23 protein-coding genes are annotated in these 24,556 nt (G+C 73.4%); 9 read left to right on the top strand and 14 right to left on the bottom strand.

The window, feature by feature from the left end; translation table 11 throughout:
* From ABD198_RS11920 to ABD198_RS11935, 4 genes are all read right to left on the bottom strand, one after another.
* A partial coding sequence (locus tag ABD198_RS11920) for an NADP-dependent isocitrate dehydrogenase (protein WP_344000174.1) occupies window positions 1–2,184 on the bottom strand: 2,184 nt, incomplete at its 3' end.
* A 385-nt stretch (window positions 2,185–2,569) separates the two neighbouring features.
* A complete protein-coding gene (locus ABD198_RS11925; RefSeq protein WP_344000176.1) occupies window positions 2,570–3,670 on the bottom strand; it encodes a mechanosensitive ion channel family protein in 1,101 nt (366 codons plus the stop codon).
* A gap of 169 nt (window positions 3,671–3,839) precedes the next feature.
* Entirely contained in the window at window positions 3,840–4,604 is a 765-nt protein-coding gene (locus tag ABD198_RS11930) for a crotonase/enoyl-CoA hydratase family protein (protein ID WP_344000179.1), read from the bottom strand.
* Between the two features lie 61 nt (window positions 4,605–4,665).
* Window positions 4,666–5,565 carry a lysylphosphatidylglycerol synthase transmembrane domain-containing protein gene (locus tag ABD198_RS11935; RefSeq protein WP_344000304.1) on the bottom strand — a complete coding sequence of 300 codons (900 nt, stop codon included), beginning with the start codon at window positions 5,563–5,565 and terminating at the stop codon, window positions 4,666–4,668.
* A 201-nt stretch (window positions 5,566–5,766) separates the two neighbouring features.
* Here ABD198_RS11935 and ABD198_RS11940 point away from each other — a divergent pair, with 201 nt between their 5' ends.
* Entirely contained in the window at window positions 5,767–7,659 is a 1,893-nt protein-coding gene (locus ABD198_RS11940; protein WP_344000306.1) for an ABC transporter ATP-binding protein, read from the top strand.
* Window positions 7,660–7,755: 96 nt separating this feature from the next.
* On the opposite strand, the gene secD is transcribed toward ABD198_RS11940, so the two are convergent.
* From secD to ABD198_RS11960, 4 genes are all read right to left on the bottom strand, one after another.
* Window positions 7,756–10,011: a protein translocase subunit SecD gene (gene secD / locus ABD198_RS11945; protein WP_344000309.1), complete on the bottom strand. Its 2,256-nt coding sequence runs from the start codon at window positions 10,009–10,011 to the stop codon at window positions 7,756–7,758.
* 110 nt (window positions 10,012–10,121) lie between these two features.
* Window positions 10,122–10,523: a hypothetical protein gene (locus ABD198_RS11950; protein ID WP_344000181.1), complete on the bottom strand. Its 402-nt coding sequence runs from the start codon at window positions 10,521–10,523 to the stop codon at window positions 10,122–10,124.
* Between the two features lie 92 nt (window positions 10,524–10,615).
* Window positions 10,616–11,305 (bottom strand): response regulator, encoded by a 690-nt coding sequence (locus ABD198_RS11955; RefSeq protein ID WP_344000183.1) that lies wholly within the window; start codon window positions 11,303–11,305, stop codon window positions 10,616–10,618.
* On the bottom strand, window positions 11,302–12,285 hold the full coding sequence (locus tag ABD198_RS11960; RefSeq protein WP_344000311.1) for a HAMP domain-containing sensor histidine kinase: 984 nt from the start codon (window positions 12,283–12,285) through the stop codon (window positions 11,302–11,304). The genes ABD198_RS11955 and ABD198_RS11960 overlap by 4 nt, the downstream gene beginning before the upstream one ends.
* 283 nt (window positions 12,286–12,568) lie before the next feature.
* On the opposite strand from ABD198_RS11960, the gene ABD198_RS11965 reads away from it, so the two are divergent.
* From ABD198_RS11965 to ABD198_RS11990, 6 genes are all read left to right on the top strand, one after another.
* Entirely contained in the window at window positions 12,569–12,895 is a 327-nt protein-coding gene (locus tag ABD198_RS11965) for a TraR/DksA family transcriptional regulator (protein WP_344000185.1), read from the top strand.
* 46 nt (window positions 12,896–12,941) lie between these two features.
* On the top strand, window positions 12,942–13,328 hold the full coding sequence (locus ABD198_RS11970) for a TraR/DksA family transcriptional regulator (RefSeq protein WP_344000187.1): 387 nt from the start codon (window positions 12,942–12,944) through the stop codon (window positions 13,326–13,328).
* The gene (locus ABD198_RS11975) at window positions 13,325–14,170 is read left to right on the top strand and encodes a hypothetical protein (RefSeq protein WP_344000189.1); all 846 of its coding nucleotides are present in this window, start codon (window positions 13,325–13,327) and stop codon (window positions 14,168–14,170) included. Before ABD198_RS11970 ends, ABD198_RS11975 begins: the two co-directional genes overlap by 4 nt.
* A gap of 67 nt (window positions 14,171–14,237) precedes the next feature.
* Window positions 14,238–14,804 (top strand): Rv1733c family protein, encoded by a 567-nt coding sequence (locus ABD198_RS11980; RefSeq protein WP_344000312.1) that lies wholly within the window; start codon window positions 14,238–14,240, stop codon window positions 14,802–14,804.
* Between the two features lie 180 nt (window positions 14,805–14,984).
* Entirely contained in the window at window positions 14,985–15,494 is a 510-nt protein-coding gene (locus ABD198_RS11985) for a hypothetical protein (RefSeq protein ID WP_344000191.1), read from the top strand.
* A 97-nt stretch (window positions 15,495–15,591) separates the two neighbouring features.
* On the top strand, window positions 15,592–16,998 hold the full coding sequence (locus ABD198_RS11990) for a flotillin family protein (RefSeq protein WP_344000194.1): 1,407 nt from the start codon (window positions 15,592–15,594) through the stop codon (window positions 16,996–16,998).
* 84 nt (window positions 16,999–17,082) lie between these two features.
* Here ABD198_RS11990 and ppk2 read toward each other — a convergent pair whose 3' ends face one another.
* The 6 genes from ppk2 to ABD198_RS12020 all read right to left on the bottom strand — a co-directional run bounded on the left by ppk2 (window position 17,083) and on the right by ABD198_RS12020 (window position 22,587).
* Window positions 17,083–17,886, bottom strand: a complete 804-nt coding sequence (gene ppk2 / locus ABD198_RS11995; protein ID WP_344000196.1) for a polyphosphate kinase 2 — start codon at window positions 17,884–17,886, stop codon at window positions 17,083–17,085.
* A gap of 143 nt (window positions 17,887–18,029) precedes the next feature.
* Window positions 18,030–19,397 (bottom strand): hypothetical protein, encoded by a 1,368-nt coding sequence (locus ABD198_RS12000; RefSeq protein ID WP_344000199.1) that lies wholly within the window; start codon window positions 19,395–19,397, stop codon window positions 18,030–18,032.
* Entirely contained in the window at window positions 19,394–20,695 is a 1,302-nt protein-coding gene (locus tag ABD198_RS12005) for a bifunctional glycosyltransferase family 2/GtrA family protein (RefSeq protein WP_344000201.1), read from the bottom strand. The genes ABD198_RS12000 and ABD198_RS12005 overlap by 4 nt, the downstream gene beginning before the upstream one ends.
* A gap of 168 nt (window positions 20,696–20,863) precedes the next feature.
* A complete protein-coding gene (locus ABD198_RS12010) occupies window positions 20,864–21,364 on the bottom strand; it encodes a cellulase (protein ID WP_344000204.1) in 501 nt (166 codons plus the stop codon).
* Window positions 21,365–21,375: 11 nt separating this feature from the next.
* Window positions 21,376–21,882 (bottom strand): SigE family RNA polymerase sigma factor, encoded by a 507-nt coding sequence (locus ABD198_RS12015; protein ID WP_344000207.1) that lies wholly within the window; start codon window positions 21,880–21,882, stop codon window positions 21,376–21,378.
* A gap of 342 nt (window positions 21,883–22,224) precedes the next feature.
* Entirely contained in the window at window positions 22,225–22,587 is a 363-nt protein-coding gene (locus tag ABD198_RS12020; protein WP_344000313.1) for a DUF6479 family protein, read from the bottom strand.
* 123 nt (window positions 22,588–22,710) lie between these two features.
* Here ABD198_RS12020 and ABD198_RS12025 point away from each other — a divergent pair, with 123 nt between their 5' ends.
* Window positions 22,711–23,082 carry a four-helix bundle copper-binding protein gene (locus ABD198_RS12025; protein WP_344000209.1) on the top strand — a complete coding sequence of 124 codons (372 nt, stop codon included), beginning with the start codon at window positions 22,711–22,713 and terminating at the stop codon, window positions 23,080–23,082.
* A 247-nt stretch (window positions 23,083–23,329) separates the two neighbouring features.
* Entirely contained in the window at window positions 23,330–24,508 is a 1,179-nt protein-coding gene (locus tag ABD198_RS12030) for an acyl-CoA dehydrogenase family protein (RefSeq protein ID WP_344000211.1), read from the top strand.
* The last annotated feature ends 48 nt before the right edge of the window (window positions 24,509–24,556 follow it).

Here is a 24,556-nt window from a genome sequence, read left to right on the forward strand (position 1 = left end):
AGACGGGCGCATGACCGCGGAGGCCTTGGCCGGGTCCGGCTTGTAGTAGCCACCGATGTCGGCCGGGCTGCCCTGGACGGAGATCAGCTCGTCCACGATCTTCTGCTCGTTGGCGGCGAGCGTCTCGGCGAGCGGGGCGAAGGCCTTGGCCAGGTCCGCGTCCTCGGTCTGGCGGGCCAGCTCCTGCGCCCAGTACAGCGACAGGTAGAAGTGGCTGCCGCGGTTGTCGATGCCGCCGAGGCGACGGGTCGGCGACTTGTCCTCGTTGAGGAAGGTCGCCGTGGCGCGGTCCAGCGCGTCCGCCAGGACCTGGGCCTTGGCGTTGCCCGTGAACTTCGCGTACTGCTCCAGGGACGGCACCAGGGCGAAGAACTCACCGAGGGAGTCCCAGCGCAGGTAGTTCTCCTTGATCAGCTGCTGGACGTGCTTGGGCGCGGAACCGCCGGCGCCGGTCTCGAACAGGCCGCCGCCCGCCATCAGCGGGACGATCGACAGCATCTTGGCGCTGGTGCCCAGCTCCAGGATGGGGAACAGGTCGGTCAGGTAGTCGCGCAGCACGTTGCCGGTGACCGAGATGGTGTTCTCGCCGCGGCGGATGCGCTCCACCGACAGCTTGGTCGCCTCCACCGGGGACATGATGCGGATGTCCAGGCCCTCGGTGTCGTGCTCCGGCAGGTACTGCTTGACCTTGGCGATCAGGTTGGCGTCGTGGGCGCGGGTCTCGTCCAGCCAGAACACCGCCGGGTCGCCGGTGGCGCGGGCACGGGTGACGGCCAGCTTCACCCAGTCGCGGATCGGCAGGTCCTTGGTCTGGCAGGCGCGGAAGATGTCACCGGCGGACACGGTCTGCTCGAGGACCACGTTGCCGTTCTGGTCCACCAGGCGGACGGTGCCGGTGGTGGGGATCTCGAACGTCTTGTCGTGGCTGCCGTACTCCTCGGCCTTCTGCGCCATCAGGCCGACGTTCGGGACGGAGCCCATGGTGGCCGGGTCGTAGGCGCCGTTGGCGCGGCAGTCGTCGATCACGGCCTGGTAGACGCCGGAGTAGGACGAGTCCGGCAGCACCGCCAGGGTGTCGTGCTCCTGGCCGTCCGGGCCCCACATGTGGCCGGAGGTGCGGATCATGGCGGGCATGGAGGCGTCGACGATGACGTCCGAGGGCACGTGCAGGTTGGTGATGCCCTTGTCGGAGTCGACCATGGCCAGGTCCGGGCCCTCGTTGAGCTCGGCGTCGAAGGAGGCCTTGATCTCCTCGCCCTCGGGCAGGTTCTCCAGGCCCTTGTAGATGCCGCCCAGACCGTCGTTCGGGCTCAGGCCGGCCGCGGCGAGCTTGTCGCCGTACTTGGCGAACGTCTTCGGGAAGAAGGCGCGCACCACGTGGCCGAAGATGATCGGGTCGGAGACCTTCATCATCGTCGCCTTCAGGTGCACCGAGAAGAGCACGCCCTCCTGCTTGGCGCGGGCGACCTGCTCGGTCAGGAACTCGCGCAGCGCGGCGACCCGCATCACGGCGGCGTCGACGACCTCACCGGCCTGCACGGGCACGGACTCGCGCAGCACGGTGGTGGAGCCGTCGTCGCCCTTCAGCTCGATGCGCAGCGACCCGGCCTCCTCGATGACGACAGACTTCTCCGTGGAGCGGAAGTCGTCCACGCCCATCGTCGCCACGTTGGTCTTGGACTCGGGGGACCAGGGGCCCATGCGGTGCGGGTGGGTCTTGGCGTAGTTCTTCACCGAGGCCGGGGCGCGCCGGTCGGAGTTGCCCTCGCGCAGCACCGGGTTCACCGCGGAGCCCTTGACCTTGTCGTAGCGGGCGCGGATCTCGCGCTCCTCGTCGGTCTTCGGGTCGTCCGGGTAGTCCGGCAGCGCGTAGCCCTTGCTCTGGAGCTCGGCGATCGCGGCCTTCAGCTGCGGGATGGAGGCCGAGATGTTCGGCAGCTTGATGATGTTGGCCGCGGGCGTCTTGGCCAGCTCGCCCAGCTCGGCGAGGGCGTCCGGGATGCGCTGGTCCTCGGTCAGGTACTCCGGGAACACGGCGATGATGCGCCCGGCCAGCGAGATGTCACGCGTCTCCACGGTGACACCCGCCTGCGAGGCGTACGCCTGGACCACCGGCAGGAAGGAATACGTCGCCAGGGCCGGGGCCTCGTCAGTGTGCGTATAGATGATGGTCGAGTCAGTCACCGGGTGCTCCGCTCCACGTCTGCAACATTGCTCGACATCAAGATATCTCGTGATCGACCCGCACTCGACAGGGGTCCACGCCGGATCCAAGCCGATCTTCGGCCACGGGGGCTGCGGCACGGGCGGAACCTCACAGGCCGGCACGGCCCGGTCACACGGGGAAACGCCCTCCCGTGCGGGCCACGTCGGCCGGCGTCAGCGCCGCGGGCAGCGGCGGCGGCCCCGGGCACACTCCCGTCGGCCGGGGAAGGAGCCCGCAGGCGGCTCCTCCCGGCGGCCGGGAAGTGCCTGCGGGACGCGGACCTCGGGCGGAGGAAACCCTCCGGCCCTGCGGTAGGCCACGCTCGGGTCGGGGAAGCCCCCTCCGGGGGGCCTCCCCGCGGGTTCAGACCGGTCGGGTGGCCGTCATCTCGCTCGGCTCCGTGTTCTCCGTGCCCCGCTGCTGCGGGATCACCACCGAGCCCTGCTGGAGTGCCACGGTGCGGGCCGGGGACGGGATGCGGATGCCCTCCTCGCGGTAGCGGCGGTGGAGGCGCTTGATGAACTCGTGCTTGATCCGGTACTGGTCGCTGAACTCGCCCACGCCGAGGATCACCGTGAAGCCGATCCGCGAGTCGCCGAAGGTGTGGAAGCGCACCGCCGGCTCGTGCTCGGGCACCGCCCCGGTGATCTCCTTCATCGTCTCGGCGACGACCTCCGTCGTCACCCGCTCCACATGCTCCAGGTCACTGTCGTAGGACACGCCGACCTGCACCAGCACGGTCAGCTTCTGCTCGGGCCGCATGTAGTTGGTCATGTTGGTCTTGGCGAGCTGCCCGTTGGGGATGACCACCAGGTTGTTGGACAGTTCGCGGACCGTGGTCTGCCGCCAGTTGATGTCCTCGACGTACCCCTCCTCGCCGCTGCTCAGCCGGATGTAGTCACCGGGCTGCACGGTCTTGGAGGCGAGGATGTGGATGCCCGCGAAGAGGTTGGCGAGCGTGTCCTGCAGGGCCAGCGCGACCGCGAGACCGCCGACGCCGAGGGCGGTGAGCAGCGGGGCGATGGAGATGCCCAGCGTCTGCAGCGCCACCAGGAACCCGATCGCCAGGACCAGGATCCGGGTGATGTTCATGAAGATGGTCGCGGATCCCGCCACACCGGAGCGGGACTGGGTGACCGACTGCACCAGGCCGGCCACCACCCGGGCCACCGACACCGTCGCGGCGAAGATCAGCAGCACGGTGAGCACCTGGTTGACCGTGTGCTGCACCGTGCGGGTCAGCGGCAGCGCCGCGGCCGCCGAGGCGACACCGCCCGCGACGGCGGCCAGGGGCACCACCATGCGCAGCGCGTCCACGATCACGTCGTCCCCGCGCCAGCGGGTGAGCTCCGCCTTCCGGCCGAGCCAGCGCAGCAGCATGCGCAGCGCCAGGGCCGCCAGCAGACCGGCGGCCACGGCGATACCGGCACGCACCAGGTCGTCCAAGGTCAGTTCGCGGGTCACCGCTCACCTCCGCCGAACGCCTGTGCCGACGACCGTATGTGAAGTCGTGTCACGTCTCGTCACCTGTTCGAATCTCCGGGAAGTACGTCGTGCCGCCCTGGGACGTCCACGGAACCGGCACGATCGATCATCCTGCCGTATCCGCGGGGCGGGTTCGCACCGGCGCCCGTCACATGTCCGAGAACGAGCCGTGCCGCCCGGCGCCGGAGGCGAAGCGCGCGGCCCCCTTCAGACTCTCGGTCAGGACGCCGGTGCCGTACCGGAGTTCGGCGCGCAGGGCCGACTCGGCGTCCAGGCCCTCCTGGTCCAGCACGGAGGCGCGGTCGGAGCGCAGGCAGTCCTGCGGGAACCGGGCGATCTCGGCGGCCAGCTCCTCCGCCGCGGCGCGGGCCCGCCCGGTGGGCACCACACGGTTGGCCAGCCCCATGTCGTACGCCTCCGCGGCGGACACCGGGCGGCCGGTGAGGATCATGTCGAGCGCCCGGCTGGTGCCGATCAGACGGGGAAGGCGGACGGTGCCGCCGTCGATCAGCGGGACGCCCCAGCGGCGGCAGAACACCCCGAACACCGCGTCCTCCTCGGCGACCCGCAGATCGCACCACAGGGCCAGCTCCAGCCCGCCCGCCACGGCGTGCCCGGCGACCGCCGCGATCACCGGCTTGGACAGCCGCATCCGGGTGGGCCCCATCGGCCCGTCCCCGTCCGGCGCGACCCGGTTGCCGCGCTCGGTGCCGAGCGCCTTGAGGTCCGCGCCCGCGCAGAAGGTGCCGCCCTCTCCCCACAGCACCGCGACCCGCGCCTCCTCGTCCGCCTCGAACGCGCGGAAGGCATCGGCGAGTTCGGCGGCGGTCGGCCCGTCCACGGCGTTGCGCACCTCGGGGCGGGACAGGACGACGGTGGTGACGGGTCCCTGGCGTTCGGTCCGGACCGGCATGGCGAGTGCCCCTCTCCGTGGCTTCAAGGTCTCGTAGCGTGAAGGAAGGGGCACCCTACGCTCAGATCACCTTCAGCCGCACCAGCGCCGCCAGCGTCAGCGCGCCCGGCAGCAGCGGCAGCCACACCGTGATGACGCGGAAGGCCAGCACCACCGCCGTGGCCACGGGCGGCGCGCCGCCCGCCGCCACCAGCGCCACGATCAGCGCCGCCTCCACCGACCCCAGCCCTCCCGGAGTCGGCACCAGCGCGACCGCCACGGTGGCCGCCAGATAGGCGACCGCCATGTGCGCGGGCGGCACCTGGAGCCCCAGGGACAGACCCACCAGCACCAGCGCGGTCGCCTGCAGCGCCGGGAAGGCCAGCGCCCCGCCCCACAGCGCCAGCGCCCGGGCCGGCCGGGTGTGCACCGACCGGGCCTCGCCGAGCCCGGTGCGCAGGAAGGAGTGCACGGCCGTACGCAGCCGCCGTACGCACACCAGGGCGCCCGCCGCGAGGGCGGCCACCCCCGCGAGGCCGAGCAGCAGCGGGCCGAACGCCCCCTCGCGCAGCAGCACTTGCAGTCTCAGCGCACCGGGGAAGGCGACGAGCAGCACGCCCAGCAGCGCCACCCGGCCCACCGCCTCCGCCAGCAGATACAGCGCAAGACCGGCCGAGGCGCGCGGCAGCGACAGACCGCACACCGTCATGAACCGGAGATTGACCGCGCTCGCTCCGAGGCCCGTGGGCAGCAGATGGTTCGCCGCGCCCGCCGCGAACTGCGTGGCCAGCAACCGCCGCGCGGGCAGCCGCGGAAGCACCGCGCCCTGCCGGGTGCAGGCCGCCGCCACCCAGGTCAGGCAGGTGGCCCCGGCAGCGGCGAGCAGCCACGGCCAGCGCGCGGTCGCCAGATGCGCGAAGCCCTCGGCGAGCACCGAGCGGTGCCGCACCGCGGCCACGGTCACCAGCAGCAGCGGCACCACGCACAGAACGCGGCGGATCGTCCGCGCCGGACCCCGGGAGCCGCCATGTCCCGCGGCGGCAGCGGATTCCGGCGGCACGGCAGCCCGTTCCGACGGCTCGGGCGCACGGGTGGGCAGGGTTTTCTGCAGCGTCATCGGGACCTTCGCACCTCGGAGCTTGACCTCAACATTGCTTGAGGTTCTACGTTCGGCTCCATGAGCATGGAGACCACAGCGTGGACACAGTTGCACAGCGTCCTGAACGCACAGGAACGCCGCCCCCTCGCACGGGTGACATTGCGCCGCATCGGCGGCTTCGCCCGCCCGCACCGCCGCCGCATCGCCCTGTTCGTGCTGCTGGGCTCGGCGACCGCACTGCTCGCCGTCGCCACCCCGCTGCTCGCCGGCAGCGTCGTCGACACCATCGTCTCCGGCGGGGACGAGCAACGGGTCGTCCAACTGGCTCTGCTCATCGCCCTGATCGCGGTGGCCGAGGCGGCGCTCGGCATCCTCGGCCGCCGGCTGTCGGCGAGCCTCGGCGAAGACCTCATCCTCGATCTGCGCACGGCCGTCTTCGACCATGTGCAGCGCATGCCCGTAGCGTTCTTCACACGCACTCGTACGGGAGCGCTGGTCTCCCGGCTCAACAACGACGTCATCGGAGCCCAGCGGGCCTTCAGCAACACCCTGTCCACCGTGGTGAGCAACATCGTCACCCTGCTGCTCACCCTCACCGTCATGCTCGCCCTGTCCTGGCAGATCACCCTGATCGCGCTGGTGCTGCTGCCGGTGTTCGTGATCCCGGCCCGGCTGATGGGCCGCCGCATGGCGCGCATGCAGCGCGAGGCCGCCACCCTCAACGCCGCCATGGGCACCCGGATGACCGAGCGGTTCTCCGCGCCCGGCGCCACCCTGGTCAAGCTGTTCGGCCGGCCCGAGGAGGAGTCGCGGGAGTTCGCGGTGCGCGCCCGCCGGGTCCGCGACATCGGCGTCCGCACGGCCACCGCCCAGTCGGTGTTCATCACCGCCCTCACCCTGGTCTCCGCGCTCGCCCTGGCCCTGGTCTACGGGCTCGGCGGCTGGTTCGCGCTGCGCGGCGCCCTCGACCCGGGCGCGGTCGTCTCGCTGGCGCTGCTGCTCACCCGCCTGTACGCGCCGCTGACCTCGCTCGCCGGGGCGCGCGTGGAGGTGATGAGCGCCCTGGTGAGCTTCGAGCGCGTCTTCGAAGTCCTTGACCTGAGGCCCCTGATCGAGGAGAAGCCCGGCGCCCGTGACGTCCCGGAGGGCCCGGTGTCCGTCGAGTTCGACGACGTCCGCTTCGCCTACCCGTCCGCCGACAAAGTCTCCCTCGCCTCCCTGGAGGAGGTCGCCTCCCTCGACACCCGGGGCGGCGCCGAGGTGCTGCACGGCGTCTCCTTCCGCGCCGAACCCGGGCAGACCGTCGCCCTCGTCGGCTCCTCCGGCGCCGGCAAGTCGACCATCGCCCAGCTGCTGCCCCGCCTCTACGACGTGGACTCGGGCGCGGTACGGGTCGGCGGTGTCGACGTGCGCGACCTGACCGCCGCCTCCTTGCGCGACACCCTCGGCATGGTCACCCAGGACGGTCACCTCTTCCACGACACCGTGCGCGCCAACCTCCTCCTCGCCCGCCCGGAGGCGAGCGAGGAGGAGCAGTGGGACGCGCTGCGCCGCGCCCGCCTCGACGACCTCGTACGGTCCCTGCCCGACGGCCTGGACACCGTGGTCGGCGAACGCGGCTACCGGCTCTCCGGCGGCGAACGCCAGCGCATGACCATCGCCCGGCTGCTGCTTGCCCGCCAGCGGGTCGTCATCCTCGACGAGGCCACCGCCCACCTGGACAACACCTCCGAGGCGGCCGTCCAGGAGGCGCTCACCGAGGCCCTTCAGGGCCGGACCGCGCTGGTGATCGCCCACCGGCTGTCCACCGTGACGGCCGCCGACCTGATCCTCGTCGTCGAGGACGGCCGGGTGGTCGAACGCGGCACGCACACCGAGCTGCTGGCGGCGGGCGGCCGCTACGCCGAGCTGTACCGCACCCAGTTCGCCCGGCAGCCGGCCGGCGACGGGGCGGAGAAGGCACCGCTGGCCGCCTGACCGCCAGGCGATCCGGGCGAGTTCCGCACCCGGCGCCGGCACGTCGGCGGGGCGAGCACGCGCGTTTCACAGGCGTACGGCACCCCGCCGACCGGGTCACTGCCCTTGGCCGGTGCCTCCGTCCCGGCCCTTCGGGTGCCGGCCGGCACCGGCCTTCGGGCGCCCGGACCCGGCCCGGCCACGGCCGCCCCTGCCCTTGCCGTGCTGGAGGGCGTCGAGCTCGACGGCCAGCGGCGAGGCGGTCAGCACCGACGAGTACGTGCCCACCCCGATGCCGATCAGCAGGGCGAGCGCGAAGTCGGTGAGCGACTCACCGCCGAGCACCGCCAGCGCCGCCAGGATGAAGATCACGCCGATGCCCGTGTTGACCGTGCGCGGCACCGTCTGCAGGATCGCCAGGTTCACGGACTGCGCCATCGGCCTCTTGCGGTCCTTGGCCAGCAGTTCCCGCACCCGGTCGAAGACCACGACCGAGTCGTTCACCGAGTAGCCGATCACCGTCAGCAGCGCCGCCAGGAACACCCCGTCGATCGGCTTGCCCAGCCAGGCGAAGATTCCGGTGAGGATCACCACGTCGTGAGCGAGCGCGGCCACCGCCGACGTGCCGAACACCCAGCGGAACCGCACGGCGAGATACAGCAGCTGGGCGCCGAGGGCCAGGCCCAGCGCGATCAGCGCGTTGCGGCGCAGCTCCTCGCCGAGGCTCGGGCCGATCAGCTCGTCGCGCACCTTCTCCGCGCCGCCGCCCACCTCGGCGATGGCCTCGGCGACCTCGGCCGCCTCGGTGTTGCTCAGCTTCTCGGTGCGCACGGTGAGCTGGTTGTCGCCCGAGGACTGCACCACCGCCTGCGGGAAGCCCGCGTCGGCCAGGGCGTCGCGCGCCCGGTCCGGGTCGACGGCGGTGGAGGTCGAGTACTCGATCAGCCGGCCGCCGGTGAACTCGACCCCGAAGTTCAGCCCGCGCACCACCATGCCCGCGCCGGCCAGCAGCAGCACCACGGCGGACACCGCGAGCCAGCGGCGCGGCCGGCGCATCAGCTGCGGGTCACGGCGCGTCAGGTACTCGCGGACCCGGCCGAGAGAGGCCAGACCGGTCAGCTGCGGACGGCGGTACACCGAGCGCCGCGACACCGCGAACTCTGCCAGCACCCGCGTGATCACCAGGGCGCTGATCATCGAGGCGACCACACCGATGCCGAGGGTGACGCCGAAGCCCTTCACCGGTCCGGAGGCGAGCAGGAACAGCAGCACCGCCGCGATCAGCGTGGTGATGTTGGAGTCGGCGATCGCGCTGAACGCTCCCTTGAATCCGGCGGTCAGCGCCGAGCGGCTGCTGGGCCGGTTCCGCCTGCCGTACTCCTCGCGCGCCCGCTCGAAGACCAGCACATTGGCGTCGACGGCCATACCGATCGCCAGCACGAAACCGGCAAGGCCCGGCAGGGTGAGCGTCGCGCCGAGCGCCGCCAGGGCCGCGTAAGAGATCACGCCGTAGCAGGCCAGCGCCACCGTGGCCAGGAAGCCCAGGAGCCGGTAGACCACGATGATGAACAGCGCGGTCAGGGCGGTGCCCACGACGGCCGCCCAGGCGCTCGCCTCGATGGCCTCCGCGCCCAGCGTCGGGCCCACGGTCCGCTGCTCCACCGTCTCCACCGGCACCGGCAGCGCACCGCCCTCGATCAGCAGCGCCAGCTCGCGCGCCTCGTCGCTGGAGAAGGAGCCGGTGATCTGCGTGGAGCCGCCGGTGATGCCGACGTTGCAGGCGACGGACGGCTCGACCTGCGGCGAGGAAATGATCTTGTTGTCGAGCACGATCGCGACCCGGCGCCGCGGATCGCCGGGCGGGTTGCAGGCGGCCTCGCCGGTCAGCCGGGCCCACTTCTTGTCGTCCTCGAAGTCCACGGCGACATGCCAGCCGGCGCCGCCCTGCTGGTCGAAGCGGGCCTCGGCGCCCTCGACGTCGGTGCCGGTGAGCGCGGCCGGGCCGAGCCTGAGCCGCTGCCCCTGCTCGTCGGGCAGGGTGCGCTCGCCCTTCTCCTTCGGCGCGTCGGGGCCGAGCACGGGGTGGACGGTGAGCTGGGCGGTGCGGCCCAGGACGTCGGCGGCCCGGCGCGGGTCCTGCACGCCGGGCAGCTCGACGATGATCCGGTTGTCACCGGAGCGGACCAGGGTGGGCTCGGCGACACCGAGCGCGTCGACCCGGCCGCGCAGCACCTCCAGCGTGCGGTCGGTGGCCTCCCCGTCGGCCCTGGCCTCGGACGTGGACCGGGTCTCCAGCACGATCTGCGTGCCGCCGCGCAGATCCAGACCGAGTTTCACGGGGACGGTGACGGCGATGAACACGGCCGCGGCCATCACGGCCAGTGCGAACAACGCCCGGAAGCGGGCGGGACGTTTCACGTGATGCCTCCAGCAGGCGGGCCGCGGCTCTCACGGGCGGCGCGGCGGTGAGGAGTTGTGGGCTCTCAGGTGCTGGAGGCGGCGGGCGGTGCCCGGCCGAGGTCACCGGGCAGATGTGCGGCGTCGGGCGGTGCGTTGCCGTGCACCGGCGCGGGCGGCGCCGGCCGCGGCGGGATCGCGGGCGTGTACGGGGGAGTGAACAGCAGCGGCCCGGCCGGCACGCTCCGCTCACCGGCGTCGCGCTGCGGCCGGAGGGGAACGGGGGAGGAGCCGACGTAGGCCTCGTCCGCGGCCGGCCGCGCACCGGACGGGTCCGCCGAGGGGGCGTACGTGGCGGGCGGCCCGGGCGCACCGGATCCGGCGGGGGTGGACGAGGCGGCGGCGCCCGGCGCGAGGATCAGCAGCAGGCAGGCCAGGGTGGCGACGGCGGCCACCGCGCCCCGGGGCCACCGGGCGGCGACGGCCACCGGAGCACTCCGGGGGCACCGGGCGGCGGCCACCCCTGGGTGCCGGGACCACCGGAGGGCGGGCCCCGGCCTCAACCCGTACCGCTGCCCGGTCAAGGCTCCACCAGCCCGGCGCGGATGGCGTAGCGGGTCAGCTCCAGGCGGTCCCGCAGGCCCAGCTTGTTCAGCAGGTTCTCCCGGTGCCGCTGCACCGTCTTGACACTGATGAACAGCAGCTCGGCGATCTCCCGCGAGGAATGGCCCTCGGCGACGAGCTTCAGCACCTCCTCCTCACGCGGCGTGAGCAGCTGCTCGGGCGCCTCCTCACCGTGCCGCACCCGGTCGAGGTAGGTGCGGATCAGCGCGGTCACCGCCCCCGGGTAGAGGAACGGCTCGTCACGCATCGCCGCCCGGCAGGCGGCCACCAGATCCCGGTCGGCGACCGACTTCAGCACATAGCCGACCGCGCCGACCTTGAGCGCCTGGAACAGGTACTGCTCGTTGTCGTGCATGGTCAGCATCAGGATCCGCAGGCCCGGCTTCAGCGACGCCAGTTCCCGCGCGGCCTGCAGCCCCGTCAGCCGGGGCATGGCGATGTCCAGCACGGCCAGATCGGCCTCGTGCTCGCGGGCCAGGGCGATCGCCTCCGCACCGTCCCCGGCCTCGGCGACGACCTCCAGGTCCGGCTCCCGGTCGAGGATGAGCCGCACGCCGCGCCGCACCAGGGCATGGTCGTCGGCGAGCAGAATCCTGATCGGCGAGGTGCCGGCGCCCTGGGCGCCGGGCGATGGGTGCTGAGTCATGACTGCTTCCTGGGGACGGGCACGGTCAGCCGGATCCTGGTTCCGGCGGGAGTGGTTCCGGCGGGAGTGGTTCCGGCGGGAGCCGCAGGGACGATGTCCAGTGTGGCCCCGACGAGCAGGGCACGTTCACGCATGCCGCGGATGCCGGCGCCCTCCTGGGCGGCACCGATGCCGCGGCCGTCGTCGCTCACCTCCAGCACGACACCCCCGCCGTCGCCGCGGAGGCTCACCTCGACGTTCTGCGCCTCGGCATGCCGGGCCGCGTTGGTCAGCCCCTCCTGCGCCACCCGGTAGATCACCAGTTCCGTCTCCCGGTCCAGCGCGGGCAGATCGGCGTCGAAGCTGCGGCGAACCCGCAGGCCCGTATGGGTGGCGAACTCGGTGGCGAGCGAGGTGACGGCGCTGACCAGACCGAGGTCGTCCAGCACCCCCGGCCTCAGCCGGCGCACCAGGCGGCGGACCTCGTCCAGGCTCTCCCGGGTGATCTCCTGCACCTGCCGCAGATCGGCCCGCAGCGGATCCGGTGCCTCGTCGGCGGCCCGCTCCAGCGCCAGCAGCACCGCCGTCATGCTCTGCCCGACCTCGTCGTGCAGCTCCTGCGCGATGCGCCGCCGCTCGGACTCCTGGGCGAGCAGGGCGCGGGCGCTGCTCGCGGCGCGCTCGCCCTCCAGCCGCTCCAGCATCGCGTTGAACGTGGAGACCAGCTCCGCGACCTCGCCGCCGCCGCGCACCGGCAGCCGCTGCCCCGGACGCAGCAGGTCGACGGTGGTCATCAGCCGGGTCACCCGGTCCAGCGGGGCGAGACCGATGCGCAGCAGCGCCGCGTTGGCGACCAGCATCACCACCAGCCCGCCCACCAGGATCACCGCCTCCGTCAGCAGCACCGGAACGGACACGGTCACCGGAGCCCACAGCAGCAGCGCGGTGGCCATACCCAGCACCACCGCGTTGAGGCCGAAGATCCGCCAGTACAGGGACACGGAGGTCACGCCTTCCTCACACTCGTCTGCCTCTACTGTCGGTCACCGCGCCGAACGGTGCGGCCACGGCCCCCTGCTCTGGCGATCACCGGCCAGCGTGCCCGGGGTCCCGGCTCCCCGTCGATGGGGTGCGCACCCCATTTCCGGCGGACCGCGTCGCCCAGGCCGGGCGGGGTGGGTCGGACGACCCCGCACAGATGGGTACCTCGGCCCATGGGTTCCGCACCCGGAACGGGTCATGGTGAGGACATCCACTCGTATGCCGACCCTGGAGGACCCTGTCATGTCGCTCGACGTGCCCCGCACCGAACCGCGCCCCGGCCACACCGCCGCCGAGGAGATCCGCCGGCGCCTGGAGCACGCGCGCAGCACGCGGCTGGCCCAGCTCAAGGCACTCGACCAAGAAACGGCGAGTCCCGACGATCCGCTCACCGCACACCAGCGCGAGGCGATCGAGAGCGCGCTCCAGGAGATCGAACAGGCCCTCGCCCGCCTCGACAACGGCACGTACGGGATCTGCGAGGGCTGCGGCAAGCCGGTGCCGCCGGAGCGCCTGGAGATCCTGCCCTACACCCGCCACTGCGTCACCTGCCGCCGCCGCGCGGCCTGACCGGCGTCCCCGTCCCGCGTCGTCCCCGTCCCGCGTCAGGGGTGAAATGGTGTCTCCTCACACGCTGTCCGGCCAGGAGGCCGGTGCCGACCACGCCGGCCTCACGCCCGAGGACCTCGCGGCCCTGCGCGAGAGCCTCAACGAGCAGCGGCTCTTCCGCCGGGAGCAGCTGCGGCAGTTCGCCCGCGCCGGGTCCCCGCCCGGCGGTGGGCGCGACGGGGAGGGGCCCGGCCACGGCGAGGTCCGCGCCCAGCTCGCCGCCTCCGCCCGCATGGTCCTCGCCGACGTCGAGGCCGCGCTGGCCCGCATGGACGCCGGCACGTACGGCGGCTGCCATCTGTGCCGCCGTCCCGTGGAGCGGGAACGGCTGCGGATCGTGCCGCAGGCCCGCTACTGCGGCCGCTGCCAGCAGGTTCGGGAGGCGGCCCGATGACCGTGCCCCGGGCGCTGAGGGCGGCCGGACCCGACGCGGTCCGGCCGCCCCGGCGCCGTGGGCCGGCCGTCGCCCTCGACCTGGGCAGCGCCCGCACCCGGGCGTGGATCGCCGGGCGGGGCATCGTGCTCGACGTGCCCACCGTGACCTTCCCGGGCGGCGGCGCGGCGCACCCCGTCCAGCGCGGCACCATCGTCGACCCGGCGGGCGCCGCCCGGATGCTCGACCGGCTGCTCGGCCACCGGCTGCCCCGCTTCGGCCGGCCCCTGGTCGTCGTCACCACGCCCGCTCTCGGCGGACCGGACTTCCGCACCGCGGCCCGCACGGCCGCCGAGGTCCTCCGCCCGCGCGAGGTGCTGACCGTCCCCGGGGCGCGAGCGGTGGCCGTGGCCGCCGGCGCCGACGACAACCGGCCGCTGCTGGTGGTGGACATCGGCGCGCATCTCACCGAGGCCGTGCTGCTCGCCGGCGGCGCGGTGACCGACGCGCGCCGCACGGCGCTGGGCACCGCCGACCTGGCCGACGGCACACCACCCGGGCAGGTCACCGACGCGGTCGTCGACATGGTGACCGGGATGCTGCGCCAGGACCGCACCGCGCGTACCCGCACCGCCCTGCGCCGGGGCGTCCTGCTGGCCGGCGGAGGCGCCCTGCGCCCCGACATCACCCATGCCCTCCCGGCCCGTCTGGGCTGCCCGGTGAGCCCGGTACCGTCCCCGCACACCGCCGCGGTCCGGGGCGCCGCGAGCCTGGCCGGCCACCTGCGGCGCCGGCCGCCGGACGAGGCCCGCGACCATTCCTCCGCACCGGGGCACGACCTGCATTCCCTCGAGGAGCCTTGACGTGACGGGCCATCCCCGACCGCCCCAGCCGCCCCCCGGCCCGCCCCCGCGCGTGGCGCTGTGGCGCATGCGCACCCTGCGGCGCAACAGCCTGCGCCGCCGCACCGACGTGATCCGCGCCTGGGCCGGCATCGTCCTGCTCCTCGTCGTGCCGGCGGCGGCACCGGTGGCCGCCCTCCTGGTGGGCGACGCGGCGATGCGGCACTACGAGGACACCGCACGGCACCAGCGGGAGACCCGGTACCAGGCGACCGCGACCCTCACCCGGGATGCCCCGCGCCACCCCGAACCGGGCTCGGAGGAGGAGAAGGAGACCCGCTACCCGGTGGAGGTCCGCTTCATCACCCGGGAGGGCCGCACCCGCACCACCCGCACCGAGGTACGGCCGGGGCTGCCCGCCGGCAGCAAGGTGCGCATCTGGGTCGGCGCCGACGGCGAGGCCACCGAACCGCCGATGTCGCGTGGGCAGATCCGCAGCCGGGGCATGGGCTGGGGGCTGCTCGCCGCCATCGGCGTCGCGCTCGGCGGAGCCGCCGCGCACGCCGCGACCGTCCTCGCCCTGCACCGCCGCAACCTCGCCGCCTGGGACGCCGCCTGGGCCGAGACCGCACCCCGCTGGACGACCCCCACCTGAGGCCCGCCGGCCCACAGGCGCCCGCGGCGCCCTCCGGAGCCCGCCGCGCGCACCGGGAGCCGCTCCGTGCCGAACACGGCATCAAGACAGCGTAAAGATTGCCGGACTCCGGCAATGTGCCACGACCTGCCCGTGTGCCAGGATGCGCGCACGGGGGTTGTCGACGACAGGGGGCCCTGAATGAACTGGTTCTTGGGGCTCGGTATCGCCGGACTCGTGCTGCTGGCGCTCTCGCTGATCTTCGACGGGCTTCTGGAGGGCCTGCTCGACGGTGCCCTGGACGGCCTGTTCGACGGGTGGCTCTCTCTTCCGGTCGTCGCCGGTTTCGTGTCCATGCTCGGCTTCGGCGGGGCCGTCGCACTGGCGACCACGGGCGTCGGGCCCGCCGGTGCCACCGCGATCGGTGTGCCGGCGGGGATCGGTGCCGCCTGGCTGACGCTGAGGTTCACCCGGGTGCTGATGCGGGACGACCCGGCCGCCACGCCGCGCGGCGGCGATCTCGTCGGCAGCCCGGGCTCCGTGGTCACCGCCATCCCGGCGGACGGCTACGGCGAAGTGCTGGTCCACCTCGCCGGGCAGCCGCTGAAGCTGGCCGCCAAGTGCTCGGTGCCCGTGGACCGCGGCGCCGAGGTCTGGGTGGAGTCGTCCCCGACGCCCACCTCCGTGGTGGTCCGCCCGGTCGAACGCTGACCGGGCACGGCGCCGCCTGACCGCATTTCCACACCCCCGTACGTCATGTCGTTCCGATGCGCCGTCCCCAAGGGAGGGCTGAAGGGGATATACACATATGAGCCCAGTACTGATCGCCGCGGCCGGCGCGGTCGTCCTCGTCGTCCTGCTGGCCCTCGTGGTCATCACCCGCTACAAGGTCGCCGGCCCCAGTGAGGCGTTCATCGTCACCGGCCGGCGCGGCAAGAAGGCCACCGACCCGGAGACCGGCCGGGTCTTCACCGACAACAGCGGCCAGAAGGTCGTGGTCGGCGGCGGCGTCTTCGTCGTGCCGTTCGTCCAGCAGAAGTTCACCCTCGACCTGTCCAGCCGGCACATCCCGGTGGCCGTCCGCGGCGCGGTCACGCTGCGCGGCGTCAAGGCCAACCTGGAGGGCGTCGCCATCGTCAAGGTCGGCGGCACCGAGGACTCCATCCGCGCCGCCGCCCAGCGCTTCCTGATGCAGCAGGAGGGCATCGTCGGCTTCACCCAGGAGGTGCTCTCCGGCGCCCTGCGCTCCATCGTCGGGCGCATGTCGGTGGAGGACATCATCCGTGACCGTGCCGCCTTCGCCGGCCAGGTCGCGGAGGAGGCCGAGGCCAGCCTGTCCGGGCAGGGCCTGGTGCTGGACGCCTTCCAGATCCAGGACATCTCCACCGAGGGCTCCTACCTCGAGGACCTGGGCCGGCCCGAGGCCGCCCGCGCCAAGCAGGAGGCCGACATCGCCGAGGCCGAGGCCCGGCGCGCCTCCGAGCAGGCCCGGCTCAAGGCCGAGGAGGAGATCGCCATCGCCCAGCGCACCTTCGCGCTGAAGCAGGCCGAGATCAAGGCGGAGACCGACGAGGCCGCCGCCCGCGCCAACGCCGCCGGACCGCTCGCCGAGGCGGCACGGCAGCAGGAGATCCTCCAGGAGCAGGAGAAGGTCGCCCAGCGGCAGGCCGAGCTGACGGACCGTGAGCTGGACACCAAGGTCCGCAAGCCCGCGGACGCCGCCCGTTACCAGGCCGAGCAGGAGGCCGAGGCCCGCCGCATCGCCGCGGTCAAGGAGGCCGAGGCGGCCGCCGAGCGGGCCAGGCTCACCGGTGAGGGCGAGAAGGCCCAGCGCGCCGCGCTCGCCGAGGCGGTGCGCATCGAGGGTGACGCGGAGGCCGCGGCCATCGCCGCCAAGGGCGCGGCGGAGGCCGAGGCCATGCAGAAGAAGGCCGACGCCTTCGAGCGCTACGGCGACGCGGCGGTGCTGCAGATGCTGGTGGAGGTGCTGCCGCAGGTGGTCGGCAAGGCCGCCGAGCCGCTGGCCGCGGTGGACAAGATGACCGTGATCTCCACGGACGGCGCCGGTCAGCTCCCGCGCACGGTCGCCGACAACGTCGCCCAGGGCATGGAACTGCTCAGCTCCACCACGGGCGTCGACCTCGCCGAGCTGCTCAAGGGCCTGGCTGCCCGCAGCGGTGCGCAGCCCAACGGCAAGGTGCCGATCAGCGAGTGACGCCCCGTCACTCACACAGGGTTGGGTAAAGCTGCGGCGCTGCGACGGACATCGCAGCGCCGCACGTCTGCTCTCCGACGGCTTTCAGAGGCTCGCCGCGTGGTCGGGCACGTAGGTGCGCAGGTCGCGGGGCGAGCGCTGGTAGCCGGTGGACTCCGGGCGCTCCGGCAGCTCCAGCACCGCGGGCGGCACCTCGTGGTAGGGCACGGAGTCCAGCAGATGGGCGATCATGTTGATCCTGGCCCGCCGCTTGTCGTCGCTCTCCACCACGTACCACGGCGCCTCGGCGATGTCGGTGTGCACCATCATGGTGTCCTTGGCCCGCGAGTAGTCCTCCCAGCGCGTGATCGACTCCAGGTCCATCTCCGACAGCTTCCAGCGCCTGAGCGGATCCTCCAGCCGGCGCCGGAACCGCTCCTGCTGCTCGGTGTCGCTCACCGAGAACCAGTACTTGCGCAGCAGGATCCCGTCCTCCACCAGCATCCGCTCGAAGATCGGGCACTGGCGCAGGAACAGCTCGTACTCCTCCTTGGTGCAGAAGCCCATGACGTGCTCCACGCCGGCCCGGTTGTACCAGCTGCGGTCGAACAGCACGATCTCCCCGGCGGCCGGCAGATGCTCCACGTACCGCTGGAAGTACCACTGGGTGCGCTCCCGCTCCGTGGGTCGGGGGAGCGCGGCGACCCGCGCGACCCGGGGATTGAGGTGCTCGGCGACCCGCTTGATGGTGCCGCCCTTGCCGGCCGCGTCCCGCCCCTCGAACACCACGACCAGCCGGGCGCCCTCCGCCCGCACCCACTCCTGGAGCTTGACCAACTCGATCTGCAGCCGCAGCAGTTCCTTCTCGTACACCTTGCGCGGCAGCTTCGCCGCCTTCTCGCCGCCCATGCCCGCACCGTACTGACCGGCGGACCCGGCCGCACCCGGACGCAACCGGTACCGGTCGGCGGACCCGGCACCCGCACGGCCCGCGCCACGCGCACCAGGGCGGCCCGCGCCACGCGCACCAGGGCGGCTCCGCCCCGGAAGCCCTACGGCACCCCCAGCTCGAACAGCGCGTACCCCGCGTACGAGCCGGACGCCAGGGCCGCCGTGCCGAGGACCGTGGCCAGCGAGGGCCAGCGCAGCCGGCGCATGGCCAGGGCCAGCGGGATGAACAGGGGGAACAGCGGGAGCAGGTAGCGCGAGACATTGCCGAAGTACTGCTGGGTGCCCATCACCATCAGATACGACAGCACCGTGTAGACCACGAGCACCACCGGCGGCCGCAGCCGCACCAGCAGCACCGTCAGCACCGGGACCAGCAGCACCACCGCGACGCCGATCATGTCCTCGAACGGCATCGCGAAGTGGTAGTCGGTGCGGCCCACGGCCACCGAGGTGAGCACGTCGAGGGTGTGCCGGCCGTAGTCGAACTTGTGGGCCCACGCCCCGTCCTGCAGCTTGCTGTACCCGTTCCAGTCGCCCATGCGGTAGCCGACCCAGCCGAGATAGCCGGCCGTGCCCAGCGGGGCGATCGCCACCGCGAGCAGCGGCCGGCGCCAGTTCTCCCGCCGCCACACCTCGGCCAGCCCGGCCACGGCGAGCGCGGCGACCAGGGTGACCGCGGTGGGGCGGGCGAGCCCCGCGGTGAAGGTCAGCACGCCCGCGGTGAGCCAGCGGCGGGTCATCACCGCGTAGCAGGCCCAGGCGGCGAGCGCGGTGTACACCGACTCCGAGTACACCGCCCACTCCGCACCCGATCCCGGCCACACCGCCCACAGCCCGACCGCGACCAGACCGGTCCGGGGCCCGCCCAGCCGGGCGGTGACGGCGTGGATGCCGAGCGCCGCGACGAAGGAGAAGACGACGGAGACGGCCATGCCGGAGCCGTACGGGCCGAGCCCGGTGACCGCCGGGACCAGCTTCATCAGCGCCGGGTAGAGCGGGAAGAACGCCGCCGAGTTGCCCTTCAGGGTGATCATGCCGGTGGCGCCCGGCACCGGCTCGAGGGCCGGGTCGTAGCCGTGCAGGACGATCTGCTGGTACCACCAGCCGTCCCAGCTGCCCAGCACGTCCCAGGTGTGCTCGCCCCCGCCGAACCGCGGATGCTTCTCCCGGAAGTCCCCGGCCGCGTCCAGCAGGTACATGAAGACCGCGAACCCTGCCAGCTTGAGCACGCCGTACATGGCGAGGACCGGGCCGTACCGGGCGGCGGCCCGCCGCCACCGCTCGTGCCGGCCGGGCGGCGCGGGGCGCGGCAGCACCGGCCAGGCCGTCGTGACCTGCGGCTCGGGCGGCGAGGCGGGGGAGGGCGGCGAGGAGGGCGAGGAGGCCGAGGAAGAGGGCGAGGAGGTCGAGGAGGGTGAGGACGGCGAGGGCGGCGTCGGGTCGGTCCGGCTGGTCCCGGCGGTGCTCATGAGGCGGAGGCTCCTGTCGTGCGGCGGGAGCGGTGGCCCGGGAACACCCAGGCCCGCAGGAGGAGGAAGCGCAGCAGGGTGGCGGCGAGGTTGGCGGCGACCAGCGTCACCAGCTCCACCCGGGCACCGGCGTCCGGCGCGGTGTGGTGGAGGGCGGCGAGCGAACCGCTGGTGAGGGCGAGGCCCACCAGGAACGCGGCCAGACCCTTGAGCTGGTGGCGCAGCACCCCGCCGCGCCCCCGCACCCCGAAGGTGAGCCGCCGGTTGGCCGCCGTGTTGGCGATGGCACTGGCCAGCAGGGCGATCGCATTGGCGGCCTGGGCGCCGGCCAGGGGCCGCAGGGAGGTGAACAGCAGCAGGTAGAACAGCGTGCTGGCCACCCCGACCACGGCGAAGCGGAGCAGCTGCGGCACCAGCGCGGGCGGCAGCTCCGGGCCGTCCCCGCCCAGCGTGCCGGTGCGGCGCAGCGCGGTCAGCGGCAGCCGGCCCCCGGCCAGCGCACGGCCCAGCCGGGCCATCCCGCGCAGGTCCGCCAGCGCGGTGGCCAGGATGTCCACCCGGCTGTCCGGGTCGTCCACCCAGTCGACCGGCACCTCGTGGATGCGCAGGCCCGCGCGCTCGGCTATCACCAGCATCTCGGTGTCGAAGAACCACTCCCGGTCCTCCACCAGCGGCAGCAGCCGCTCCGCGACGTCCCGCCGCACCGCCTTGAAGCCGCACTGCGCGTCGGAGAAGCCCACCGCCAGAGTGCCGCGCAGCAGGCCGTTGTAGCAGCGGGAGATGAACTCCCGCTTCGGTCCGCGCACCACCCGCGAGCCGCGGGCCAGCCGGGTGCCGATCGCGATGTCCGAGTGCCCGGAGATCAGCGGCGCCACCAGCGGCAGCAGCGCCGCGAGATCGGTGGACAGGTCCACGTCCAGATAGGCGAGCACCGGGGCGCCGGAGCGGGACCAGGCGGTGTGCAGGGCCCGGCCGCGCCCCTTGTCGGCCAGCCGGATCCACTCGGTGCCGGGCAGCTCCCCGGCCAGCCGGGCGGCGATCAGCGGCGTGCGGTCGGTGCTGGCGTTGTCCGCGATGGTGATGCGGAAGGAGTAGGGGAACGTTTCGCCGAGGTGGGCGTGGAGCCGCCGCACGCACGGCTCCAGATCGTTCTCCTCGTTGTGCACCGGCACGACGACGTCCAGGACGGGCCCGGTGTGCAGGGCGGGCAGCGGCGCACGGCGCGGAAGGGCCACCAGGGCGGCGCTCGCGGCGGATGTGCGGCGGCCGGCCGGTGCCGACCGCCTCGCGGTTCTCATGGTGGGTTCACGGTCTCTTTCCGGCGCCGGCGGGACAGGGCCCCGGGAGGGGGCTGCCGAGCGGCGCCACGGGCGGTCATCGGGACGCACGAGGCCCCGGTACCGGAGCGGAGTCATCCGGTACTCACGGGTGTGCGCGATCGGGGTGTGAGGAGGTGCCTGTGGCCGCTATCCGCTGTCGGCCGACTCCGGGCCGGGCGGCCCGCCGGAGAGCCGCGCGGACCGGGAGGCCGACTGGGAGGCCCCGTCCGGCGGCGGAGGTGTCGTCCCGGCACCCTCGGTGGGGGAGGGCGGCAGGGAGGTCGGAGTGCGGCCGTCGCCGGGCAGGGACGTGCCCGCCCCCGACGAGTCCGGCGGCGGCGAGGTGCTGGGATCGGCGGGCGGCACCGATGCGGTGGGGCTGGGCGGGGCCGAGGGCGCCGAGGGCGTGGTCGCCGGGAGAGGCTGCCGGTCCTCGGGCCGTGACCCGTCGTTCAGCGCGGGCAGCAGCGCGAGGCCGATGCCGATACCGGTCACCGCGAGCGCGGACCCGCCGGCCCGCCACAGCATCCGGGCGCGGCGGCGGGAGCGGATGCCGGCGTAGAGGCGCTGCTGCTGGTCGGGGCCGTAGGGGCTCGGGCGGTGGGAGTCGCGCATCATGCGGGCCAGCTCCCGCTCGAAGTCGTCCATCGCTTCTCCCCTCACCCCAGGTGCCTGACCGTGCCGGACAGGATCTGCCGCAGGCGTGCCACCCCGCGCGAGGCGTGCGACCGGGCCGTGCCCACCGGGCACCCGAGGGCCTCGGCCACCTGGGCCTCCGACAGGTCCTCGCAGTACCGCAGCACCACCGCCGCCCGGTGCTTCGGCGGCAGCAGCGCCAGCGCGGCCTCCAGCCGTGAGCGTTCGGCCACGGCCGCGGACAGGTCGCCCGGTCCGGGCCGGTCGGGCAGCCGCTCCACGGGGCGCTCGCCCCACCAGCGCCGGCGCGCCGAGCGGGCGGCCATCCGCACCAGCACCTGGCGGACGTACGCCTCCGGGGCCTGCTCGGCGATCCTCGGCCAGGCGAACCACAGCTTCACCAGGGCCTCCTGGACCAGGTCCTCGGCCCGCTGCCGGTCCCCTCCGGTCAGCAGCCGGGCGACATGGAGCAGCGACGACCAGCGGGCGGCCACGAACGCGTCGAAGCCGTCGACCCCCCACCGCTCCATCCCAGCCCCCGTGTCCGGCAAACCCTTGCACCCCTGACAAAGACTCTCGGCCCCCCGAAACGATGCACCGAAACGGTGTGATCCAGGTCACCTCGGACATGCGAAAGGGCGGGCCGTGCGGCCCCCACCCGCGCCGTTCATGCAGATGGAGGCCGCACGCCCCGCCCTCTCGGCGAGCGCGGCAGTGCTTCAGGTCGGTCGGGCCGCGTACGTTGCGCGGCCTACGTGCGGTACGGCCGCATCCCTGAGGGGCGGGGGGAACTGCGCGACCAGCCACCGCGTACCCGCAGGCGCCAAGTCACCGCAGTTCCCCGCCCCGTGGGCGCCCGCCTCACCGGCCGCTCAGCGTGCGCCCGGCCCACCGCTGCCGAAGCCGCCGCTGCTCCCCTCGTCCCACCGGGGCCGCTCCTGCGCGGCGCCGGTGCGAGTGCCGGAGTTGCCCCGGCCCTTCATCTCGTGCGGGGTCAGCCGGCCCTCACCGGTCGGCATCTCATCGGGCTCCCGGTCCTCCCGTACCTCCCGGACCGGACCCCCCTCCGGCATCCGCGGCTGCTCCTCGGGGCCCGGCCGTACACGTCCGGCCTGCCGGACCCGCCGGCTGCCGAAGGCGAAGGCGCCGATCAGCAGGGCCACGACCACGGCCGCCGCCACCACCATCCCGATGCCGAGGGCTCCGCGCCCGGCGGCGAGGTCGGCCGTCTGGATCCATGAGGTGTTCGTCGTGCGGCGCGGGTATCCCCGGACGGGCCGGTGAACCAGCCGGGAAAACCGGGCGGAACCCGGACACCAAGGGGTTTGGCCATGAGGGACCCCGGCTACTCGCGCTGTGTGACGACCACATCGCAGGAGGAGCTGTTCCGGTTCCTCGAGGACCGTTTCGCCTGCGCCCAGGCGTGCACCGAGACCGCCAGGGCGTGCGCACTGCGGGCGAGCCTCGTGGATCCGGGCGGCACCGAGAACCAGGAACTCGTACGACGCAAGGGCATCATGTGCGCCGAGGTGTGCGACGCCACCTGCCGCGTGCTGTCCGAACAGAACCAGGTGGACGAGGACACCATCCGGGTCCAGGTCGAGTGGTGCCGCCAGGTTGCCCTGGAGAGCGCGCACGTCTTCGACCGGCAGCCGGGAGCGGAGCAGACCGCCGAGGCCTGCCGCGCTTGCGCCCGGGCCTGCACGGATTTCCTCGCCGTCCTGGCCTGACACCGCACGCGGCGACGAGGGCGCTCACCGGCGCGCCGGGCCCGGCGCGACCGGATCACCGCGTCGCGCTGAGCGACGCCCACCGAAGCGCCTGGCCCGCGCCACCGGGCCACCGCGCGCGGGGTCACCCGGGGTCACCCGGTCACCGTGCCGGCAGCGCCGCGCCCCTGCGCATCCATTCCCAAGTTCTGCAACGCGTTCTACCGTGTGCGCCGACCGGACCCGCTCTCGGGAGCCTGGAGGCGCCGTGCATCTGGACCACACGCCCGAACAGCAGCGACTGCGCACCGAACTGCGGGAGTACTTCGCCGAGCTGGTGCCCGACCAGGCGTACGCCCGGCACGCCGACCCGGCCGCGCAGAAGCGGTTCTACCGTCGGACCATCCGCCGGCTCGGCGCCGACGGCTGGCTCGGCGTCGGCTGGCCCAAGGAGTACGGCGGGCGCGGCCTGAGCGCACGGGAGCAGTTCGTCTTCTTCGACGAGGCCGCCCAGGCCGGCGTCCCGCTGCCGCTGATGGCGCTGAACACCGTGGGCCCGACGATCATGCGGTACGGCACCGACGAGCAGAAGCAGTACTTCCTGCCCCGGATCCTCTCCGGCGAGATCGACTTCGCCATCGGCTACAGCGAACCCGACGCCGGCACCGACCTGGCCGCGCTGCGCACCCGGGCGGTGCGCGAGGGTGACACCTACGTCGTCAACGGGCAGAAGATCTGGACCACCAACGGCGACACCGCCGACTGGGTGTGGCTCGCGGTGCGCACCGACCCGGACGCGCCCCCGCACAAGGGCATCACCATGCTGCTGGTGCCGACCTCCGACCCCGGCTACTCCTGCACCCTCATCAACACCCTCGCCTCGCACGACACCACGGCCGGCTACTACGAGAACGTGCGGGTACCGGTGTCGCACCGGGTCGGCGCGGAGAACGAAGGCTGGCGCCTGATCACCAATCAGCTCAACCACGAACGGGTGACCTTGGCCGCGCACGGCAGCATGGCCATCCGCGCCCTGCACGACGTCCGCCGCTGGGCGGCGCAGACCAAGCTCGCCGACGGCCGCCGGGTCGTCGACCTGCCCTGGGTGCGCCGTCTGCTGGCCCGCACCCACACCCGCCTGGAGGCGCTCAGGCTGCTCAACTGGCGGCTGGTGTCCGCCGTCGAGGACGGCACGCTCACCCCGCAGGACGCCTCCGCCGCCAAGGTCTGCGGCTCCGAGGCCCGGCGGGACGCCTACGCCTGGCTGATGGAGGTGGTCGCCGCGCCGGGCGCGCTGAAGGAGGGCTCCGCGGGGGCGGTGCTGCAAGGCGAGCTGGAACGGGGCTACCGCTCGGCGGTCATCTTCACCTTCGGCGGCGGCAACAACGAGATCCAGCGGGAGATCATCTCCTGGATCGGCCTGGGGATGCCGCGGGTGCGGAGGTAGTGCGCAGGAGCACACGGCACCGTACAAACTCGGGCGGAAGGTCGCCAT

Origin of the sequence: Streptomyces thermocarboxydovorans (assembly GCF_039524635.1) — a bacterium.
GTDB lineage: Bacteria > Actinomycetota > Actinomycetes > Streptomycetales > Streptomycetaceae > Streptomyces > Streptomyces thermocarboxydovorans.

Bases quoted from the DNA above. Each gene is read 5' to 3' on its own strand.
- ABD198_RS11930 (WP_344000179.1), bottom strand. From the start codon at position 4,604: ATGCCGGTCCGGACCGAACGCCAGGGACCCGTCACCACCGTCGTCCTG.
- ABD198_RS11940 (WP_344000306.1), top strand. From the start codon at position 5,767: ATGGAGACCACAGCGTGGACACAGTTGCACAGCGTCCTGAACGCACAG.
- secD (WP_344000309.1), bottom strand. From the start codon at position 10,011: ATGGCCGCGGCCGTGTTCATCGCCGTCACCGTCCCCGTGAAACTCGGT.
- ABD198_RS11955 (WP_344000183.1), bottom strand. From the start codon at position 11,305: ATGACTCAGCACCCATCGCCCGGCGCCCAGGGCGCCGGCACCTCGCCG.
- ABD198_RS11965 (WP_344000185.1), top strand. From the start codon at position 12,569: ATGTCGCTCGACGTGCCCCGCACCGAACCGCGCCCCGGCCACACCGCC.
- ABD198_RS11970 (WP_344000187.1), top strand. From the start codon at position 12,942: ATGGTGTCTCCTCACACGCTGTCCGGCCAGGAGGCCGGTGCCGACCAC.
- ABD198_RS11975 (WP_344000189.1), top strand. From the start codon at position 13,325: ATGACCGTGCCCCGGGCGCTGAGGGCGGCCGGACCCGACGCGGTCCGG.
- ABD198_RS11980 (WP_344000312.1), top strand. From the start codon at position 14,238: ATGCGCACCCTGCGGCGCAACAGCCTGCGCCGCCGCACCGACGTGATC.
- ABD198_RS11985 (WP_344000191.1), top strand. From the start codon at position 14,985: ATGAACTGGTTCTTGGGGCTCGGTATCGCCGGACTCGTGCTGCTGGCG.
- ABD198_RS11990 (WP_344000194.1), top strand. From the start codon at position 15,592: ATGAGCCCAGTACTGATCGCCGCGGCCGGCGCGGTCGTCCTCGTCGTC.
- ppk2 (WP_344000196.1), bottom strand. From the start codon at position 17,886: ATGGGCGGCGAGAAGGCGGCGAAGCTGCCGCGCAAGGTGTACGAGAAG.
- ABD198_RS12000 (WP_344000199.1), bottom strand. From the start codon at position 19,397: ATGAGCACCGCCGGGACCAGCCGGACCGACCCGACGCCGCCCTCGCCG.
- ABD198_RS12005 (WP_344000201.1), bottom strand. From the start codon at position 20,695: ATGAGAACCGCGAGGCGGTCGGCACCGGCCGGCCGCCGCACATCCGCC.
- ABD198_RS12010 (WP_344000204.1), bottom strand. From the start codon at position 21,364: ATGGACGACTTCGAGCGGGAGCTGGCCCGCATGATGCGCGACTCCCAC.
- ABD198_RS12015 (WP_344000207.1), bottom strand. From the start codon at position 21,882: ATGGAGCGGTGGGGGGTCGACGGCTTCGACGCGTTCGTGGCCGCCCGC.